General features: G+C 69.7%; 9 protein-coding genes. 4 read left to right on the forward strand and 5 right to left on the reverse strand.

From position 1 onward, the window contains the following. Positions 1 to 331: 331 nt before the first annotated feature. From BJ964_RS40695 to BJ964_RS40710, 4 genes are all read right to left on the reverse strand, one after another. Positions 332 to 1,882 (reverse strand): flavin monoamine oxidase family protein, encoded by a 1,551-nt coding sequence (locus tag BJ964_RS40695; protein ID WP_188125640.1) that lies wholly within the window; start codon positions 1,880 to 1,882, stop codon positions 332 to 334. 57 nt (positions 1,883 to 1,939) lie between these two features. Continuing rightward, on the reverse strand, positions 1,940 to 3,298 hold the full coding sequence (locus BJ964_RS40700; protein WP_188125641.1) for a GGDEF domain-containing protein: 1,359 nt from the start codon (positions 3,296 to 3,298) through the stop codon (positions 1,940 to 1,942). Between the two features lie 385 nt (positions 3,299 to 3,683). After that, positions 3,684 to 4,460 carry an SGNH/GDSL hydrolase family protein gene (locus BJ964_RS40705; protein ID WP_188125642.1) on the reverse strand — a complete coding sequence of 259 codons (777 nt, stop codon included), beginning with the start codon at positions 4,458 to 4,460 and terminating at the stop codon, positions 3,684 to 3,686. A gap of 110 nt (positions 4,461 to 4,570) precedes the next feature. Beyond that, on the reverse strand, positions 4,571 to 6,358 hold the full coding sequence (locus BJ964_RS40710; RefSeq protein WP_188125643.1) for a tetratricopeptide repeat protein: 1,788 nt from the start codon (positions 6,356 to 6,358) through the stop codon (positions 4,571 to 4,573). Positions 6,359 to 6,418: 60 nt separating this feature from the next. Between BJ964_RS40710 and BJ964_RS40715 the strand changes: the two genes are divergently transcribed. From BJ964_RS40715 to BJ964_RS40725, 3 genes are all read left to right on the forward strand, one after another. Further along, positions 6,419 to 8,650, forward strand: a complete 2,232-nt coding sequence (locus BJ964_RS40715; RefSeq protein WP_188125644.1) for a tetratricopeptide repeat protein — start codon at positions 6,419 to 6,421, stop codon at positions 8,648 to 8,650. Between the two features lie 87 nt (positions 8,651 to 8,737). Next, positions 8,738 to 10,747: a hypothetical protein gene (locus tag BJ964_RS40720; protein ID WP_188125645.1), complete on the forward strand. Its 2,010-nt coding sequence runs from the start codon at positions 8,738 to 8,740 to the stop codon at positions 10,745 to 10,747. Positions 10,748 to 10,778: 31 nt separating this feature from the next. After that, positions 10,779 to 11,174 (forward strand): hypothetical protein, encoded by a 396-nt coding sequence (locus tag BJ964_RS40725; RefSeq protein ID WP_188125646.1) that lies wholly within the window; start codon positions 10,779 to 10,781, stop codon positions 11,172 to 11,174. A 240-nt stretch (positions 11,175 to 11,414) separates the two neighbouring features. Here BJ964_RS40725 and BJ964_RS40730 read toward each other — a convergent pair whose 3' ends face one another. After that, positions 11,415 to 14,003: a tetratricopeptide repeat protein gene (locus tag BJ964_RS40730; protein WP_188125647.1), complete on the reverse strand. Its 2,589-nt coding sequence runs from the start codon at positions 14,001 to 14,003 to the stop codon at positions 11,415 to 11,417. 152 nt (positions 14,004 to 14,155) lie between these two features. Here BJ964_RS40730 and BJ964_RS40735 point away from each other — a divergent pair, with 152 nt between their 5' ends. Further along, entirely contained in the window at positions 14,156 to 15,307 is a 1,152-nt protein-coding gene (locus tag BJ964_RS40735; RefSeq protein ID WP_188125648.1) for an MFS transporter, read from the forward strand. Positions 15,308 to 15,386 lie beyond the last annotated feature (79 nt).

A 15,386-nucleotide genomic window follows, 5' to 3' on the forward strand; every position in this document is an offset into this window, starting at 1 on the left:
GTACAATCTTGTTTGAGGTTTCCTCCAGGACGGCCGCGCCGGGCCCCCAAATCAGGTCCCGCTCGCTCGCCCGTTTCCCTGGCGGCCCGACAAACATTACCCGCCCCTTCCCGCAACATCAAATCGGGGGTCCCGCCGGCACACCGATGGGATCCGGTGGTGACCGCGGCGCGAGCCCGAACGAATCCGGAGTCGGATGCGCTGGCGCTCGGGCAGGTCTGATCCCTGTAGACCTGCCCGAGCGCCGGCATCGGCGCGTAGGACACGGCGGAACACGACCGGCCGCTCATCATCCGGCGGCTGCTCGGGCGACTCGAGCAGGTCGAGTGGGTCAGCCGAGATCGGTGATGATCTCCTGTGCTGCTCGCCGGCCGGTCTCGACCGCGCCGTTCAGGTAGCCCTGGTATTCGAGCGAGGTGTGCTCACCGGCGAAGTGGCAGCCGTTCACGGCCTCCTCCTCGACCCCGGTGATGGTGGTGTACTGGCCCGGGGCGTAGTAGGAGTACGACCCGCGGGTCCATGGGTAGGCGGTCCAGTACTGGAGGGTCGCCTTGCCGTTCCATGACGTGGTCAGGCCGGGAACGGTCGGTTCGGCCTGTGCGAGGAACCTCTTGGCGTACTCGGCGGTGTTGAGGGTGGCGAAATCGGCGCCGGCGCTGCCGCCGGTGAAGTTGACCAGGACTCCGGCGGTGCCGGTCTGTCCTCGCGTCACCTCCCAGGTGTTCTGGAACCCGAGGTCGGTGAAGACCTCACCGGTGTAGCCGAGCCGGTTCCAGACGCGTTCGGAGAACTGCATGTGCAGCTTGGTGTTGGTACCCATGTTGGAGGTGTTGATGGCGGTGAGCTTGCGGGCGGGGAAGCCCGCCAGGGAGAGGTCGACGTCCCGCAGCAGGCTGAACGGCAACGCGAGGATCACCCGGTCGGCCGTGACCGTGGTGGAACGTCCCGGCCCCGTGCTCGGTCCGACGGTGACGGCCCAGCCGCTGCTGGTACGGCTGAGGGCCCGGAGGGCGGTACCGGTGGTGATCTGCCCGGGCAGTTTCGCCGCCAGTCTACTGACGATGAGGTCGTTGCCGCCGGTGACGTGGAACGCCTCGTCGGAGGGGCCGAACAGGGTGATGTCGTCGGACTCCTGGTATCCGAACAGGTAGACCAGGTTGAGCGCGGACTGCTCGCTGCTGTCCGCCCCGTACTCGATGGTGAAGGCCGTGGAGAGCAGCCGGCCGGCCTTCGACCGGATGCCGCCCGGCACCCGCGTGTTGATCCAGTCGTCGATCGACATCGCGTCGAGTTTCCGGCCCTGCCGGGTGGAGCTGTAGTAGGTGGTGGGGAAGTCGGCGGCTTCGGCGTCGGCGGCGGCGCGGGCCGCGACGACGCTGAGGTCGCGCTGCGCGTCGGCGTAGGACCAGGGTGCGCCGTCGAAGTAGTACAGCGGCTCGGTTCCGGCCGGTTCCGCTTCGATCAGGTTCGTGGTCTTCAGGCCGAGTTCGTCGATGAGCCCGAGGATCGCGTCGTGTCCGGTGTCGATGAGTTCGCCGCCGTGCTCGACGATCTGGCCGCCGAACGTGGACCGGTCGGTGTAACAGCGGCCGCCGATCCGGTCAGCGGCTTCGATGACGGTTGCCCGGTAGCCCGCTTTGCGGAGTTCGTAGGCCGCGGTCAGCCCGGCCAGGCCGGCGCCGACCACGACGATGTCGGCGGTGGAGGCGGCGCGTGCGGGTGTCTCGGCGGAGAGGCCGGCGCCGGTGAGGCCCAGCGCCGCTACGGACGCCGCTGACGTCCGGAGCAGGGTCCGCCGGGAGATGCCTGCCTGCTCGGGTGCTTGCCGGGTGGCCCGGGCCGCGATGCGGTGCAGGGTGCGGAGCATGGGGGTGCGAGACATCGGTTTCCTTGTTCTTCGGGGGGCGGTACGTGGGGACGTGCTGAATGCGTGGCGCTGCTACCAGCGCCGTTCGACGGGTCCCGCGGTGCCGAAGACGCGGTTGCGGCCGGCCGACTTGGCCTGTCGCAGGGCCAGTTCGGCGTGCTCGATCAGTTCGCTGGAGCCGGCGCCGTCGTCGTGCAGGCTGGCGAGACCGATCGATACGGTGACCCGGACGTCCTCCTGGTCGCCGACGGCGAACTTCTCCCGCTCGACCACCTCTCGGATGCGGACCGCGGCGCCGTTGAGGTCGGCGCCGCCGTAGCCGGGCAGAACGGCGGCGAACATGTTGTCGCCCATCCGTCCGAGGATCGCGGCGTTGCCGCAGAGGCGGACCAGCCGGTGCGCCAGATCGGCGAGCACCTCGTGTCCACCGGGCTGTCCGTGGATCTGTTCGATGAGCTTGAACTGGTCGACGTCGAGCAGAATGATGCCCACCTCGTGCCGATGTTGCTGTCCCCGTTCGACCTCCAGGTCGAGGTGGGACAACAGCACGCCGCGGGCGTTCAGTCCGGTCAGATCGTCGACGATCGCGAGCCGCTGCTGGATGCCGAGAACCATCCACATCCTGGTGATCACCAGGGCGAACAGGCTGACACCGCACAGCAGGACGATCGGTGCGCCCGCGTGTTGTTCGGTGACGTACCGCGCGTAGAGCACCACCATGGGGAGCAGGGCCGCGAGCGACAGCAGGAGCACCCGGCCGGCCGTGACGCTGGGCAGCGCCACCTTGGCCCGCCGGTCCAGGGTCCGCATGCTCGGGTGCAGTGCGGCCGCGCCGAGCAGCACGTACTCGCAGAGCCACAGCACGTCCGGCGCGCCGCCGTCCTGATAGGTGTCGTTGGCGGTCTGCAGCCCGTACAGCATGTCGGCCGCGAGCATGGCCAGGAGGCTGGCCATCAACAGACGGAACGCCGTCGAGCGGGAGCCGGCGCCGACGGCGAGCCGGATGGCGGTGGCCAGCACGATCAGGTCCATGACCGGATAGGCGATGGAGACCAGGACGCTCGCCATGGACTCGGACGCGTCGAAGCCGGTGACGAGCGGGCCGATCAGATATACCCACCAGAGCATTCCGAGACCGAGCGCCAGGATCACCGCGTCCAGCAGGGTCGCCATGTCCCAGGCCGGCGTCCGGCGGCGTACCAGCAGGACCAGCGCCGCACCCACGAGCGGGTACTGCAACAGGTAGAACAGGTCGGCCACGGATGGGAAGGCGTCGCTGTCGAAGAACGCGTGGGCGATGTAGTAGGCGATGTCGCCGACGGTGTAGGAGAACTGTCCAGCGGCGAGCAGCAGCCATGACAACCGCCGTGAACGGCGCACACGCTGTGCTCCGGCGATCACCGCCCAGGTGGTGGCAGCGCTGATGCCCATGTAGTAGAAGTTCTGCCCGTCACCGCCGAGTCCGACGTAGGGCAGCAGGAGAAATCCGACTATTGCTAAGAAGCCTAACGCCGCGAACCAGGCGGACGCTGAGGCCGACGGGGCCGATCGGTTGACCGGACCCGCCATACCGGTGGAATACACGGTCATCACTTTGGACGGGAAGGTTCCGGAGGTGCAGAGCCGTCCGTACGAGTTGATCTATCTAATTAGATCTAAGAAATGGATGTATGACGATATAAACATTGATCACTTGCTGCTACCCTAGAAACACTTAACGTTATTAAATATTTGAACCGTCCCCCGCTGGCCGATCTGACGTTGCAGCGAGCCGGTGGCCGCCCGCAGCGAGATGACGACCGGGCCGGCGCCTTTGTCAGTCGGTGAGTTTGTTGAGTGTGGCGAGATAGCCCTGCTCGTAGCCGGTGTCGTTGGGGTGGTAGGTGGCGGTGAGGGCGAGCAGATCGACCCGGTTGAGCCACGGTGTGCCCGAGCAGACCCGGTGCCCCTCGAAGGCCGTCCGGACGTCGGCGAAGGTGAATCCCGCCGCCTGGGCCCGAGCCGCGATCAGGTCGTCCAGCCGGTCCGCGGTGTCGTTGAGAGCCTGCCGTTTGACCAGGCTGAGGCCGCCGGGGCAGGTGCCGGGCTCGAAGAGCCATGGATAGCCGACCACCACCACCTCGGCGTCCGGGGCGGCCGCACGGATCGCGGCGTTGACGGTGTCGAGCCGGCCGGGAAGATCGTTCTCCAGGATCTCGTTGCCGTCCGCGATCGCGCCGAGGCAACTGTCGTCGCTCCACAGCACGCAGGTGACGATCGTGTCGATGAAGCCGATGTCGTTGCCGCCGACGGTGAGCGTCACCAGGTCGGAGCCGGCGCCGAGCGCGGAGATCTGCTCGCTGAGCACGTCGCTGGTCCGGTCCCGGGCACAGGCGAGATTCTGGTACGAGGTGACGGCGTGCGACGCGGCCCAGAGCGCCGGGTAACCCGTGGACCGCCGGCCGCAGGAGTCGCCCGAGGCGCTGGAACCGGTGCCCGCCGCGTACGAGTCACCGAGTGCCACATAGTCCACCGCGGCCACCGCGGCTCCGGCCGGAACGGCGGTGCCGCCGAGGAACAGAACACCGACCGTAAAAGGTAGCCAGGCACGCACGATCGTTGATCCTTCCGGGGTGGACAGCGCCGGAAAGAATCATCACCGAGAATGCCCGCCGAATAGTCAACGCGCTTATACCGTCCAGTAACAACGGGGAGCGCCGCCGGCTACCCGTCCCGAACCGCGGAGCGCAACCGCAGGGCGAGGTCCAGCGTCGTCAGGTACCGGGTACGTTCGGGCCAGCGCGGCGGCGCGGCCGCAACGCTCGCACGGCCGGCATCGATCGCCTCGTCCAGGTCCACGATGCGCCGGGTCGTCGTGAATCGCCGGGTCAGCATGCCGCACAGGTTGTTGAGGCAGCGAGCCCGTCCGACCGGGTCGGTGCTGACCCGGACCGCGGACCGGGTGACGCTGATCGCCTCCTCGAGATCCACGAGGTCGCCTAGCAGTAAGAACCTGGCGGTCAGTACTTTGCCGAGATTGGCCAGCTCGGTGCCACTTCCGCTGTCGCCGGGGACGGCGACAGCGGCCCGGGCCGTCGTCACCGCCTCGTCCAGGTCGCCAGGCCCGCGCCGGATCTCCAGGCTGACCGCGAGATTCGACAGCGCCTTTCGCCGGGTCGCGGCATCCGCGCCGGATGTGGCCACCGCCGCCCGCGTGTGACTGATCGCCTCGTCGAGGTCGGCCTTCCGGCCCCGTCGCTGGAACCGGCCCACCAGCGCGCCGCCCAGATGCTGCAGCGCCCGAGCGTGGTCCTTGTGCTCCGGACCGGCTTCGGTGGCGGCCCGCAGACTGAGTACCTGCTCCGTTTCGTCGTCCGCCGACCAGGCGATTCTCAGCCGTTCGTCCAGTACCGAGGCGAGGTGCAGCAGGTGCGGGACACGCGCGCCGGGATCCGCCTCGCGAGCGGCCTGCCGGCTGACCGTCACCGCCTCGTCGAGGTTCCGCCGCTCCCAGGTACGGCCGTACCGGACGCCGAGCGCCTGCCCGAGCATGGACAGCCAGGTGACTCGCTCGTCCGGCGCCGGGGTGCCGCCGAGGGCACCGCGGCAGGTCGCGACGACCTCGTCGAGATCGGCGAGCGCCTCGGCTCGGCGGTAGCGCTCCCAGAGCGCATGCGCGAGCGCAAGGCGGAGTTCCGGCACCGGATCCGCTTCGGCCATACCGGCCCGGGCCGCATTCACGATCCGATCAAGATCGGCCAAAAGACCGGTACGGTCGAAGCAGGCCCGCACCGCCCGCACCAGGGCCCGGTGGATGGTGGCGCTGGTGGGGCGGGCGCGTGTCGCGGCCTCGGCCAGGCTGACCGCCTCGGTCAGGGCGGCGACATCGCCGTACGCCCGATACTGCGACAGCCGGGCGCTGCTGAGATTGGTCAGGAAGTCGGCCCGGGCGAGCGTCGCCACCGCCGCCCGGCCGAACGCCACCGCCTCGTCGAGCTCCGTGAGATCGGAGTTGTCGGCGTAGCGCAACTGCGCCGCGACGCTCAGGTCGGACAGGGCAGCGGCTCGCCGCGGATCCTCCGGTGCGGTCGCCTGCACGATCCGGTAGAGCAGACCGGTGGCGTACGGAAGGCCGGTGACGTCACCGGACGTGACGGCGGGCTCGAGTAACGCTCGCGCCTGACGTTCGTACTCCTCGATCAGCGGCTCCCGCAACGGCGCCGGCAGCAGGAGCGGATCGGCCTGCCCGACCGGCACGAACAGGTCGGTCGCTCGCCGCAGCGCGGGCAAACCGCCGTCGGGGTCGGCCTCGAACCGGCACCAGTACAGCCACCCCGCCACGGCCGCGACCTCCACCGGCAACGTGGCCGGGCCGGCCGCCCGCACCAGTTCCTCGGCCTGCTCGGCGGCCGCTCGGCTCAGCACGGCGGCGGCGTCGCCGTACTCGCGGAAGGCGGTGACCCGCGCCCGGACCGCCGTCAGCAGATCGGCGACCACGTCATGCACTCCCATCACTCGAACGTGGGCAGCACTAAAGTTGGCGGACCTGCTCCGTTCGACGATGGGGAGTTCATGTCCGCGCCAGACCTCCTCTCCGATCTGACGGACCGGGTCCGGGCGTACGAGCGAGGCGAACCCGCCGGGGTCTGCGACCCTCGGATCGTGGACCACGTGGTGCGGCTCATGGGGTCCGCCATCGCCTCGGGCGACACGAACCAGATCGTCGCCACGGCCAAGGTCGTGGTGCAGGCACATTGGTACCGGCATCAGGCCACCGGGCACGAGTTCGAGCTGCAGAGCGCGCTCAGTCTCGCCTCCCTCCTCACCGGCCTCGACGCCGGCGCCGTCCCACCGCCGGTCGCGGAGTGCCTGAACGAGCGGGGTCGTCGCGCCGACGAGGGCGTACGCCTGCTGGGCCAGGTGGTCAGCGGCAGCGACCCGAACGCGCTCGATCGCGCCGTCGCCCTGCTGACCGCGGCCCTGCACGCGACGGCCTCCGCCGAGCTCAGCCACGCGGTCCTGTCGACCAACCTCGGCAGCGCGCTGCGGATCCGGTTCGAGCGCCACGGCGACGGAGCCGACCTGGAGAGGGCGATCGAGTTGCACACCGCGGCGATGAACGCCACCGGCACCGGTCGTCCGGGGGCGACGGTCAACCTGGCCGGGGTGATGCACCTGCGGTTCAAGCTGGGCGGCGACCGCGCCGACCTGGACCGGTGCGTCGAGTTGCTGACCACCGCGGTGGACCTCTCGGGCTCGGACGACGCCGCCCGGCTCGGGGCCATGACCAGTCTCGGCAACATGCTGAACCTGCGGTTCCACCACACCGGCCGGACGACCGACCTCGACCGGGCGATCAGCCTGCTCGGCGACGCGCTGCGGCAGACCCCGCACCACGATCACGACACCCGCCAGTTCCATCTCGGCGGGGCTCACCTGAGCAGGTTCCGGTCGCTCGGCGCCACGGCGGACCTCGACAAGGCGATCCCCCTGCTCGCCGCAGCGGCCGACGCCACCGGGCCGGATCACCCGGAGCGCGCCTTCCGGCTGCGGGAACTGGGAGACGCGTACCAGCGCCGCTTCACCCGACGGCATGACCCGGCGGACCTGGAGCGGGCAGCCGACTGTCTCGACGCGGTGGCCCAGGCCGGCACGCATGAATACGTCAACCTCGGGATGGTTCTGGTCGAACTGTTCCAGCAGCGCGGCGATCCGGATCACCTCGATCGTGCGATCGAGGTCCTCACCACCGCCGGTGCCCTCTCCGATCTCGGCAACGCCTTGCACATGAGATTCCGGCATCGGCACCGGTCCGCTGACCTCGAGGGCGCGATCAGCCGGCTGACCGAGGCACTGGCGGCCACCGACCGAGGCTCCGAGCAATCCGGCTACACGGCGTCGAATCTGGCCGTAGCGCTGCAGACCCGGTACCACTGGCACGCCGACCCGGATGATCTCGAGCGGGTCATCGACCTTCTCGGTACCGCCCTGCCGCTGTTGAGCCCGGACGACCCGAAGCGGGTCGGGCTGCTGTGCAACCTCGGCACCGCGCTGCACGACCGCTTCGACCTGCACCAGCGACCGGCCGACCTGGACCAGGCCATCGCCTTGCTCGGCACCGCCGCGAACACCGCCGCCGCCATCCACCAGGACGGCGCCGCCGTGCTGGGGAATCTCGGCGCCGCGATGGCCGCCCGGTTCCAGCACCACCGCCACCGGGCGGACCTCGGCCAGGCCGTCGACGCGCATGCGGCCGCGATGGCCGCCACCGGCCCGCACCACGTCGACTTCCCGATCCGCCAGCAAAGCCTGGCCGGCGCGCTCTACGCCCGCTTCCAGGAGCTGGGCGACGAGGCGGACCTCCGGCGGGCGGAGGGCCTCTGGTCACAGGCGGGGCGGAAGGCCACGACGCCGGCCGGCCTGCGGGTCAGCGCCGGTCGTGAACGTGCCGCCGCGATCGCCCAGACGTACGGGCCCGGCGCCGCCGCCGACGCCTACGGTGAGGTCGTCGACCTGCTGCCGCTGCTGATCCAACGCGGATCCCACCGGTCCGACCAGTACCTTCAGCTTCGGCGCTACGCGTTCGGACTGGCCGGCGACGCCGCCGCGACGGCAGTGGCCGCGAACCGCGGCAAGGACGCGGCCGAAACGCTCGAACAGGGCCGGGGACTGCTGTGGGCCCAGCTGCTCGACACCCGGTCCGACCTGACTCGCCTCTGGCGAGTGAACCCCGCGCTGGCGGCGCGCCTCACGGCCTTGCGCACTGAACTCGATCATCCGGCCGGCGGGGACGCCGCGGGCTAACCGGTCACTCCTTGCGGACGGGCGGAAATACGTTTCTCCGATTGCCCGCGCTCCCTAGGATCTCCCGTGGTCAAGGAGGATGACAGGTTGAGCGATTTCCAGCAGTTCGTAGTGGATGTGACTACACGTCTGTCCGCGATGTCCAAGGGCGAGTTGTACGTCGTCGGCGACGGTCTCGACCGGGACTCGCTCTGGCTCACCTTTCTCGATTCCTTCCCCGCCGGCACCAATCCCCGGTTCCGTGAGCGGTCCGAATACGACTGCTCGACCTGCCGCGGGTTCATCAAGAACTTCGGTAACGTCGTCGAGATCCACAACGGACAGATTCGTACCGTCTGGTCCGGGGTTTCCGCGTCCGACCCGGTCTTCTCCGTCGTCGCCGCAGCAATGGACGAATTCGTCGGCACGCTGCCGTTGTCCGGCATTTTTCGGTCCAGCGAGGCGCAGTACGGGACGAGCACGACCCGGACGCTGCGCGACGGCCAGGTCGAGGTGTGGCACCACCTGCACGGCCGGGTGGAGAAGCAGCACCGCACCAAGGACGTCGGCGCGGCGCGGGGCACCTTCGACGCCGCGGTGCAGGTGTTCCAGCGTGGCCTGGCCGAGCTGACCCAGCACGCTCTGGACACCGTCGTCGACCTCATCGACGGCAACGCCCTCTATCGCGGCACGGAGCATCGCCGGGCGGTGACCGAGTTCCGGTCGCTGCGGAACCGGTGGACGCAGGCGGCCGACCCACGGGCCTTCGTGTTCGCCAACGCCATGAACCCGGCGGCCCGGTTCCGCAACACGGTGATCGGCACCCTCGTCCAGGATCTCTCCGCGGGCGTCGACCTGGAGCAGGCGGTCCGGTCGTTCGAGACGAAGGTGGCGCCGCAGAACTACCAGCGCCCCACGGCGTTGATCACCCCGGCCATGGTCAAGGCCGCCATGAGGACCATCGGCGAGCTGGGTATCGAGGAGTCGTTGCAGCGACGGTTCGCCCGGCTGTCCGACGTGTCGGTCACCAACGTGCTGTGGGTCGACAACGACACGCAGTCGCGGATGAAGGACGGCATCGAAGGACTGCTCATGCAGGCGGCCACCACGAGTTCGGCAGGTGCGCGCCTCCGTGACGCGACGCCGGAGGAGGTTCCCGTGGTCGCCTTCATGAAGGACATCCTGCCCGGCGCCGCGTCCATCGACCTGTGGGTGGCCAACAGCCACGAACCGCACTTCGTCAGTCTCACCACCGGCCGGAACCCGGCCGCCCCGCGGCTGTTCACCTGGGACAACGACTTCGCCTGGTCGTACGGCGGCAACGTCACCGACTCGATCAAGGAGAAGGTCAAGCGGGCCGGCGGCAACGTCACCGGCAAACTGCGGGTGAGCCTGTCCTGGTTCAACCACGACGACCTCGATCTGCACGTGTTCGAACCCGACGGCACCCACATCTGGTACCAGGACAAGCGCAACAAACTGGACGTCGACATGAACGCGAACGGGCCGTTCTCCCGCGAGCCGGTGGAGAACGTCACCTGGGCCGGCAAGATCGCCGACGGCGAGTACCGGATCGAGGTGAACCAGTTCCGTAAGCGGGACAGCAGCGGGGCCGGTTTCGTGATCGAGACCGAGAGCAACGGAAAGATCGAGCATTACAGCTACGAGCGGGCGGTCGGCCACAAGGAGACCGTCGAGGTGGGCCGGATGACGGTCGCCGGAGAGGTGATCACCGCTTTCCGGCCGGGTAAGGACATGCAGTCGGGCAGCGCCGGAAAGGGCCTGTGGGGCATCACCACCGAACAGTTCGTGCCGGTGTCCACCGTCATGTACTCGCCGAACTACTTCGACGACAACGAGGTCGGCAACCGCCACTACTTCTTCATGCTGAAGGGGTGCGTGAACGACCAGCCGACCCGGGGGATCTACAACGAGTTCCTCCGCGGTGACCTGCACCAGCACCGCAAGGTGTTCGAGGTTCTCGGCGACCGCACCAAGTGCGAGCCGTCCCCGGATCAGCTGTCCGGCCTCGGCTTCAGCTCCACGGTCCGCAACTCGGTGGTCGCCAAGGTGACCATGACCGGCGGCCGGCGCCGCCTCATCAGCATCCAGTTCTGATTCCCTACCCCGACATCCGAGAGAGGCCACCGTGACCATTTTCGAGAAGGCCACGCGGGAGAAGTTCCGCTACCCGTCGACCAAGGGCCTGCTGACCACGGAACAGCTGTGGGAGCTTCCGCTGACCGCCAAGTCCGGCTTCAGCCTCGATGACGTGGCCAAGGCCGTGAACGCCGAACTCAAGGCCGTCGACACCGAGTCGTTCGTGGCCACCGAGACCAATCCGGCCAAGGCGGCCTTGGAGGCCAAGTTGGAGGTCGTCAAGCACGTCATCGCCATCCGCCTCGCGGAGGAGCAGGCGGCGAAGGCAGCGGCGGCCAAGAAGCTGGAGAAGGAAAAGCTGCTGGCGGTCCTGGGTCGCAAGCAGGACGCGGTCCTGGAGAACCTGACCGAGGCGGAGCTGCTGGCCCGAATCAATAACCTGTAGCCCGCCGAAAAGCGGATGAGAGATCGGCCCAGCGCCTCGCCGCCGGGGCCGATCTCTGTGGCTGGCCAGCCAAGGATTCTGCGCTCCTTGACCCCCGTGACCAGCGCCGCCCATCGCTGGGAAGATCCGGCGCTGTCGAGCGTCCACCTCGACGAGGTCGCGTGGGCGGAGTCTGGACGAATTTGGACGCGAGAGTGGCACGGCGTAGGACGGCCGCGCGGCGAGCGGCCGGTGTCACGGTCAGCTCTGCGCGGGTGCGTCGAGTTCGGCCAGGTGAACGCGGATCTGGTCGGCCTCGGGCAGCCCGAGGTCGACGTAGTGGGTGAGGGCCTGCCGGTACTCGTCGCGGGCCCGCCCGGGGTCGGCGAGGGCGCGGTGGACGTCGCCGAGACCGGCGTGGGCACGGGCCTGCTGATGACGGTTGCCGGTGACGCCGGCGATGGCGCGGGCGGCAGTGTGGTGGGCCAGTGCGTCAGCGGTCCGCCCGGCGGCGCGGGACACCTCGCCGAGCCCGTTGCACACCCATGCCTCGTTGTCCTGGTTGCCGGTCTCCTGGAAGACGGTCAGGGCCTGCTGGTAGTACTCGGTGGCCTCGTCGAGCCGGTCGAGGCGGGCGTGCAGCGAGCCGAGGCTCTCCAGCGCACCGGCTTCGGAGGTGCGGTCGCCGATCTGCCGGTACAGCCGCAGGGCCTGCTCGAGGTGGTCGCCGGCCGCTTCGTACCGGCCCATGTGGACGTCGAGTTCGCCGAGGCCGTGCAGCGCCACGGCTTCACCGCGCGGGTTGCCGGTCTGGCGGGACACGGTCAGTGACTGACGGTAGTAGTCGGCGGCCTCGTCGAGGCGGCCCGCGCGTTCCATGACAGCTCCGAGCCCGCCCAGCGTGGTGGCCTCTCCGATGCGGTCGCCGATGCGCCGGTCGAGCTCCAGGGCCTGCTGCTTGTATTCGATGGCATCCGGGTATCGGCCGGTCCGTTCCGCGATGGTGCCGATGTTGAAGAGAACCCGCGCCTGCCCAGCCGTGTCGGCGGTCTGCCGGAACAGCTCGAGAGCCTGCCGGAGGTGGTCGTCGGCCGCGTCGGGCCGGCCAAGCCGCAGGTGGGCGATGGCAAGACCGCTCAGGGCGTGGGCCTGCCCCGCCAGGTCACCGCTGTCGCGGGCGGCGCGGTAGGCGTGGCCGTGCACGGTCAGGGCGTCGTTGTGGTGGCCGCCTTGAAGGTAGCGGGACAGGGTACGGGCCAGTCGGGTGGTGTGGTCCGGCCACCCGTGCGTAGCGGTGTGGTTGGCGACGGCGACCAGGGTGGGCCGTTCGGTGTCCAGCCAGTCGAGCGCGTCCGGGCGATCGGTCAGGGGCGGGACGGGGGTGCCGGCCGGGGAGACGTACGGTCGGACGTTGGCCTCGCCGGGCAGCAGGATCTCCATCGCGGCCGCGGTGGTGGCCAGGTAGTAGTCGTACAGGCGGGTGAGGGCGGCGCGGCGTGCGGGTGGGGAGTCATGGTCGTGGGCGCGCACGGTGGCGTAGGCGCGGACCAGGTCGTGGAGGACGTACCGGCCTGCCGTGGCCTGCTGGATGAGGTGATCACGGAACAGGGCGCCCAGGCAGGCTTCGGCGGTGTCGAGGGCGGTGTCCGTGAGGGCGGCTGCGGCGTACGCGTCGAAGTCCTGGCCGGGGTGCAGGGCGACCAGGCGGAGCAGACGCTGCTGGTCGGTGGGGAGGTGCCGGTAGGACAGGTCGAGAGCCAGTTCGACGCCGGCCTCGAGGCGCCGGTCACGGTGGCGCTCGTCGAGCCGATCGGCGTGGTCGGTCAATGTCCAGCCCACGGTGTTGCGGATGTGGCCGGCGATGAGGCCCAGTGCCAAGGGTAGGTAGCCGCAGCGTCGCGCGATCCGGGCGATCGCATCCGGATTCGGGCCGATGGGCAGCTCGGACACGGCGGCGGTCAGGAAGGCCGTCGCCTCGTCCGGGTCGAAGACGTCGACGGTGAGCTGGGCGGTGGGGTGCAGCTCGGCGAGGCTGCGCCGGCTGGTGACCAGGGTGACGCAGCCCGGCACGTCGGGCAGGAGCGGACGGACCTGTTCGGCGGTGGCCGCGTTGTCGAGCACGATCAGGGCCCGGGTGCCGGCGAGGCGGTTGCGGTAGGCGGCGGCGCGGGCGGCCAACTGGTGGGGTATCTGATGGCCGGGCATGCCGAGCAGCCGCAGGAATCCGTCGAGGACCGCCGCCGGCTCGGCCGGCGGCTGGGTGGGGTCGGGGTGGAAGCCGCGCAGATTGACGAACAGAACCCGGTCGAACTGTTCCTCCCGAAGGAACAGATGTCCGGCGTGGACGGCCAGCTGGGTCTTGCCGACCCCGGCCATGCCCTCGATTGCCGAGATCACCACCGCGCTGCCGGCCCGGGTGGCTTGCCGGACGGCGTCGCTCAGCCGGTTCAGCTCACCGGTCCGGCCGGCGAATCCCACCAGATCCCGCGGCAGGGTGTCCTGGACCCGTACCTGGGAGACCGCCTCGACCTCTCCGCCGATGACGCGCAGGGCCTGCCGCCATTGCGTCACGTACCCGGTGTCGTCGCGAAGGGCCTGGACCACGGCGACGACCAGGTCGGTGTTCAGCCGTCGCCGGCCGGCTTGAAAGCAGTTCGCCACCGTTGACCGTCGCGCCAGCTCGCCGGCCGGCCGGCCCTGCACGGTCCAGGCCGCGTTGACCCGCTCCTTGATCGTCTCGTACGAGGGGTCGCCGGCCCAGATCTTCAGCAGGCGTAACCGTTCGACGAGGCCGTCGACGGTGCCGGCCTCGGCGGGATCGGGCGGCGTGGCGAAGGTGTCCCGCGGCATGGCACCTCCATGGAGATGGTTCTCGACGTCGTAGCGGGTTCGAGGCTAGTACTCCAGCCGGGGATCGCGATCACGGGTCGATGAGGGCTTGTCGCTGGGCTTCTTGACCGAGTGGATCATCGCGTACGAAGCTCACTCGGATGAAACGTGTCATGCCTGCCTTGACCAGGACCGCGGCGACTGCCGCGACCATCTTCCTGGTGGCGCTCTGCCTGCGGCCCGCGATCACCGCGGTCGGGCCGTTGTTGCCACAGATCAGCGTGGACGTCGGGCTCGGCGAGGCGGCGCAGGGGCTGTTGGGGGCGCTGCCGTTGCTCGCGTTCGCGTTCGTGTCGCCGCAGGTGCATCGGATGGCCGGGCGGCTCGGGATGGAACGGGCGGTGCTCGCGGCGCTGCTGGTGCTGGCGGTGGGGACGCTGGTGCGGTCCTACACGGGACATGCGGGGCTGTGGGTGGGCACGATGGTGATCGGGTGTGCGATCGCGGTCGGGAACGTGCTGGTTCCCGCCATCGTGAAACGTGACTACGCGTCGAATGTGTCGCGGGCGACCGGGTTCTATACGGCATTCATCACGATCGGGGCGTCGGCGGCCTCGGCGGTGGCGGTTCCGGTCGCGGACGCCGTGGACTGGCGGTTGTCGCTGGCCGTGTGGGGCGGGCTGGCGCTGGCCGTCGCGGCGGTATGGCTGCCCCGGGCGCGCACCACGCCCGTTCCGGAGGTGGTCGCGGTCACCGGTTCCGTGGCGGTGTGGCGGCAGCCGCGGGCCTGGATGATCACCGCGTTCATGGGCCTGCAGTCGACGTGCTTCTACGTGCTGGTGACGTGGCTGCCGACGATCGAGATCGCGGCCGGGTTCCCGGAGCAGGTTGCGGGGTTGCACCTGTTCCTGTTCCAGGGAATGGGGATCCTGGGCGGGCTGACGATCCCTCTGCTGCTGCGTGATCCTGGGACCCGTCAGCTGGGTGCGGTCGTGGCGAGTCTCCCGGTGATCGTCGCGGTGCTGGGGCTGCTGGCCGCGCCGGGGCTGGCCGTCGTGTGGGCGGGCATCGCCGGGCTGGGGCAGGGTGCCGCGCTGGTGACGGCGTTGACGCTGATCAGTCTGGGTGGGCGGACCGCGGCGGAGACGACCCGGCTGTCCGGGATGGCGCAGTCGCTCGGGTATCTCCTCGCGGCGGCCGGGCCGGTGGCGGCCGGGATCCTCGCCGAGCAGACCGGCGCGTGGGACGCGACGTTGGTCATGATCGTGGGGTTGGGCGTGTTGCAGGTCGGGGCGGGGCTCATGGGAGCCCGGCCCGGATCCTGAGGGCGGGCCTGGGTGTGCTGAAGGCCTGGGTGTGCTGACTGCCTGGGTGTGCTGACTGCCTGGGTGGGGGGTCCTAGGA

The sequence above is a fragment of the Actinoplanes lobatus genome, from assembly GCF_014205215.1.
GTDB lineage: Bacteria > Actinomycetota > Actinomycetes > Mycobacteriales > Micromonosporaceae > Actinoplanes > Actinoplanes lobatus.